General features: G+C 69.8%; 5 protein-coding genes. 3 read left to right on the forward strand and 2 right to left on the reverse strand.

Annotated elements, in window-relative coordinates; all coding sequences use genetic code 11:
- On the reverse strand, positions 1-865 hold an 865-nt coding region (locus GXZ33_RS00860), incomplete at its 3' end, for an aminoacyl--tRNA ligase-related protein (RefSeq protein ID WP_291338977.1).
- Positions 866-982: 117 nt separating this feature from the next.
- On the opposite strand from GXZ33_RS00860, the gene GXZ33_RS00865 reads away from it, so the two are divergent.
- From GXZ33_RS00865 to GXZ33_RS00875, 3 genes are read left to right on the forward strand one after another with little or no spacing between them, the layout of a single operon-like run.
- Entirely contained in the window at positions 983-1762 is a 780-nt protein-coding gene (locus GXZ33_RS00865; RefSeq protein ID WP_291338978.1) for a GntR family transcriptional regulator, read from the forward strand.
- Between the two features lie 12 nt (positions 1763-1774).
- Complete coding sequence (locus tag GXZ33_RS00870; protein WP_291338979.1) at positions 1775-2821, forward strand: septum formation family protein; 1047 nt, start codon at positions 1775-1777, stop codon at positions 2819-2821.
- A gap of 5 nt (positions 2822-2826) precedes the next feature.
- Positions 2827-3174: a metallopeptidase family protein gene (locus GXZ33_RS00875; RefSeq protein WP_291338980.1), complete on the forward strand. Its 348-nt coding sequence runs from the start codon at positions 2827-2829 to the stop codon at positions 3172-3174.
- A 102-nt stretch (positions 3175-3276) separates the two neighbouring features.
- On the opposite strand, the gene GXZ33_RS00880 is transcribed toward GXZ33_RS00875, so the two are convergent.
- A partial coding sequence (locus GXZ33_RS00880) for an LCP family protein (RefSeq protein ID WP_291338981.1) occupies positions 3277-4271 on the reverse strand: 995 nt, incomplete at its 5' end.

The following is a 4271-nucleotide window of genomic DNA, read 5'->3' on the forward strand; positions in this document are numbered from 1 at the left end:
CCTCCGGCTTGCAGTAGACGAACATCTCCAGCTTGTCGAACTGGTGGACGCGGATGATGCCGCGGGTGTCCTTGCCGTAGGAGCCGGCCTCGCGGCGGAAGCAGGAGGACCAGCCGGTGTACTTCACGGGGCCCTTCGACAGGTCGATGATCTCGTCCTTGTGGTAGCCGGCCAGCGCCACCTCGGAGGTGCCGACCAGGTAGAGGTCGTCGCGTTCGAGGTAGTAGACCTCGTCGGCGTGCTCGCCGAGGAAGCCGGTGCCCTGCATGATCTCGGGGCGCACGAGCACCGGGGGGATCATGAGCTGGAAGCCGGCGTCGCGGGCCTTCTGGGCGGCGAGCATCATCATGCCGAGCTGCAGGAACGCGCCGTCGCCGGTGAGGTAGTAGAAGCGGGCGCCGCCGACCTTGGTGCCGCGCTCCATGTCGATGAGGCCGAGGCTCTGGCCGAGCTCGAGGTGGTCCTTGGGTTCGAAGTCGAACTGGCGCGGCTCGCCGACGTGCTCGAGGATGATGAAGTCGTCCTCGCCGCCGGCCGGGGCGCCCTCGACCACGTTGGACAGCTGCATCTGCAGTGCGTGGACCTGCTCCTCGGCGGCCTTCTGGGCCTCCTCGGCGTCCTTGACCTTCGCCTTGAGCTCGTTGGAGCCCTCGAGCAGTGCCGGGCGGTCCTCCGGGGCGGCCTGGCCGATCTTCCGGCCGAAGGCCTTCTGCTCGCCGCGCAGGGCGTCGGCGGCGGAGATGGCGGCGCGGCGTTCCTCGTCGGCGGCGATGAGCCGGTCAACGAGCTGGGGGTCCTCGCCTCGGTTGACCTGGGAGGCGCGGACGACGTCGGGGTTCTCGCGGAGGAATTTGAGATCAATCACGCATATGAGCCTACCGCGCGGGGCCCGGACCCGGGCCGCGACCTGCGGTGGGGGCGTGACCGGCCCGACAGGCCGATTCCGCAGACTGGTCATAACCAGTGGACTAGAATGGGCGGCATGGCTTCTGCACCGCGGAATTCTCCCCTCCCCCAGTTGCCCGCCACGAAGATCACGGACGGGCCCCGCCCCAAGCACGCGCAGCTGCGGGCGATCCTGGAGGAGATGTGCGACACCCAGCTGCACCCCGGCGACCTCCTGCCGGGCGAACGGGTCCTGGAGGAGGCCTACGGAGTCTCCCGGATCACGGTGCGGCGCGCGATCGGGGACCTGGTGGCCAGCGGCCGCCTGCGCCGGGCCCGCGGCAAGGGCACGTTCGTGGCTCCGAATCCGCTGGTGTCGCGGCTGAATCTGGCGTCGTTCAGTTCGGAGATGGAGGCGCAGGATGTGACGGCGACGTCGAAGATCCTGCTCTCGGAACGTGCCCCCGCCCCGCCGGAGGTGAGTGAGTTCTTCCGTTCGCCGCCGGGCACGGCGCACACGCATCTGCGCCGCCTGCGCCTGGGCGACGGGGAGCCGTACTCCATCGACGACGGCTGGTACAACGCCGAGCACGTGCCGGGTCTGCTGGAGAATGACGTGTACAACTCGGTGTACTCCATCCTGGAGAACGACTACCGCGTCCCCGTCACCGAGGCGGATCAGGTGGTCACCGCGGTCAGCGCCGACGAGCAGGAGGCGATGCTTCTCGACGTCCCACCCGGCACCGCCCTCCTCCGCATCGTCCGGCACTCCCGTTCGGGTTCCCTGCCGGTGGAGTGGTGCTCCTCGGTGTACCGCACGGACCGGTACCGCCTGAACACCCGCGTCACACGTGTGACAGATGTGCCGCGCGAGTAGAGTGAAGGGATTATGACGACTCGATCCGCACGTTCCGCGGCGGCGGTACGCACCGGCCTGGTGGCCGCCCTGGCCGCCGCCGTCGCTGTCGGTTCCTACAGCTTCTTCTCGGACGCCGCGACCACGGACACCGTGGCGGGCGGGGACACGACGACGTCCAGCCCGACCCGGGGCAACTCCGGCAACGGGGAGTCCAACGGCACCTCCAGTTCCGTGGCGCCCTTCACCACCGCCGATGTCGGCGCGTGTCTGACGTGGGACATCGCCGGGGACGGCACGGTGAGCAACTTCCAGCAGGCCTCCTGCGACGGGGAGCACCGCTTCGAGATCTCCGCCCGGGAGAACCTCGCGACCTACCCGTCCTCGGAGTTCGGCCGCAACGCCCCGATGCCGGACCTGACCCGCCAGGCGCAGCTGCGTGAGGAGCTGTGCCAGTCCCCCACCCTGCGTTACCTGGGTGGGCGTTTCGATCCAGTCGGCCGTTACTCCATCGCGCCGATCCTCCCGCCCGCCGAGGCGTGGGCCGCCGGCGACCGCACCATGCTGTGCGGCGTGCAGTCCACCGACGCGTCGGGCGTGCCGTTGCTCACCACGGGGGCCGCCGCGGAGCAGGACCAGGCGGTCGTCGCGCAGCCGGGTGAGTGCGTCTTCGTCGACGACTCCCGTTCCCTGCGTCTGGTCGACTGCGCGGAGAACCACCACCTGGAGACCACCTCGATCGTGGATCTCGGGGCGGTGTTCCCGGAGGGCACCCCGAGCGTGGAGGACCAGGACCGTCATCTGCAGGAGGCGTGCACCCGGGCCGCGATCGACTACCTCGACGGCGAGGAGAACCTCTACCAGTCGACGCTGCAGCCCTACTGGGGCACGCTCGGGCAGGCCTCGTGGATCGGTGGTTCGCGTTCGGTGAACTGCTCGTTGTTCCACGTCAATGCGGACGGTGGTTTCGCCAACCTCAACGGCACGGCGCGGGCGGGCCGCGAGGCACTGCTCATCGACGGCCAGCCGCCCGCCGAGCAGCCGCCCCGTAACCCCCTGCGGGAGCAGCCGGTACCGTAGTCGCCATGGTTGATGTCAGCGATGAGGCCTTCGAGGAGATGGTCAACGACGCCCTCGACATGATCCCCGACGAGTTCGCCCGGGAGCTGCGCAACGTGGCGATCCAGGTCGCCGACTACAACGAGGAGCACCCCAGCTACCTGGGGCTCTACGTGGGGGTGTCCCTGCCGGAGCGGACGCACCACCACTCCGGTTTCCTGCCGGACGCCATCTTCATCTACAAGGAGTCCCTCAAGCGCTACGCGCGTTCCGTGGAGGATCTGCGCGAGCAGGTGAAGGTGACCGTCTTCCATGAGGTCGGCCACTACTTCGGCCTCGAGGAGGAGGACCTGGAGCGTCTCGGCTGGGGCTAGTCCCCGCCGCCACGGCGCGATTCCACGTGAACGCCACCCGCCCCGCGCACGACCTGGGAAAATGCAGGAGCAGCCGCGCGTTGACGTGGAATCGCGCAGCCTCTACCGCATCGACTCCCACAGCGCCTGCGCGCCGCCCGGCTCCCACAGCACGACGTTGCCCACCGCGGTGTCCGCGAAACCGCCGACGGGCACCGTCTCGGTCTGCACGCCGCCGCGCATGGCCAGACCGACGCGCGCGAGGTGCCACACGTGGTCGCCCCTGCCCACGGTGAAGGAGTTCGCCGTGTTGGTCACCAGCGGGAAGAACTCCAGCGGGTTGAGCAGGGTGTTGGCGGCGGTGGCCTCATCGATGAGCGCGGCGAAGAACTCCCGCTGCCGGTCGACGCGGTCGAGGTCACCCATCGGGGTGGCGCGGGTGCGCACGTAGCCGAGGGCGGTCGGGCCGTCCATGGTCTGGCAGCCGGCCTGGATGTCCAGGTGGGCCAGGGGGTCGTTGATGGGTTCTGCGGGGCACAGTTCGACTCCGCCGATGGCGTCGACGACGTTGGCCAGGCCGCCCATGCCGATCTCGGCGTAGTGGTCGATGCGCAGGCCGGTGGCATTCTCGACGGTCGCCGTCAGCAGCTGCGGGCCCCCGTAGGTGAAGGCGGCGTTGATCTTGTCGTCGCCGTAGCCGGGGATGGTGACGTAGGAGTCACGCGGCAGCGACACCAGGCGTGCCTGCCCGGCGTTGGGGATGTGCAGCAGCATGATCGTGTCGGTGCGTCCGACGCCGAGGTCGCCGCCGGTGCCGAGCCTTTCGGCGTCCTCCTCGCTCATGCCCTGGCGTGAGTCGGAGCCGACGAGCAGCCAGTTGGTGCCGGCGGTGTTGGCCACGCGGGCGTCGGGAAGCGCCTGGACGCGGTTGAGCTGGGCGTCGGCCCACAGCATCATCGACACGGCGAGCACCAGGACGACGGCCATGATCCAGCCGAGCATCCGCAGCGGTCCGCCCGTGGAGCGGGGCTTCCGGCGGCGGGTGCGCGGCGGTGCCGCCGGCGGGGGTGTGTGGCGGGCGGGGACCTGCGGCCGGGGGCGCGGCGGCATGTGCTGCC

The sequence above is a fragment of the Corynebacterium sp. genome, from assembly GCF_012838985.1.
Classification (GTDB): domain Bacteria; phylum Actinomycetota; class Actinomycetes; order Mycobacteriales; family Mycobacteriaceae; genus Corynebacterium.

Bases quoted from the DNA above. Each gene is read 5' to 3' on its own strand.
- GXZ33_RS00865 (WP_291338978.1), top strand. From the start codon at position 983: ATGGCTTCTGCACCGCGGAATTCTCCCCTCCCCCAGTTGCCCGCCACG.
- GXZ33_RS00870 (WP_291338979.1), top strand. From the start codon at position 1,775: ATGACGACTCGATCCGCACGTTCCGCGGCGGCGGTACGCACCGGCCTG.
- GXZ33_RS00875 (WP_291338980.1), top strand. From the start codon at position 2,827: ATGGTTGATGTCAGCGATGAGGCCTTCGAGGAGATGGTCAACGACGCC.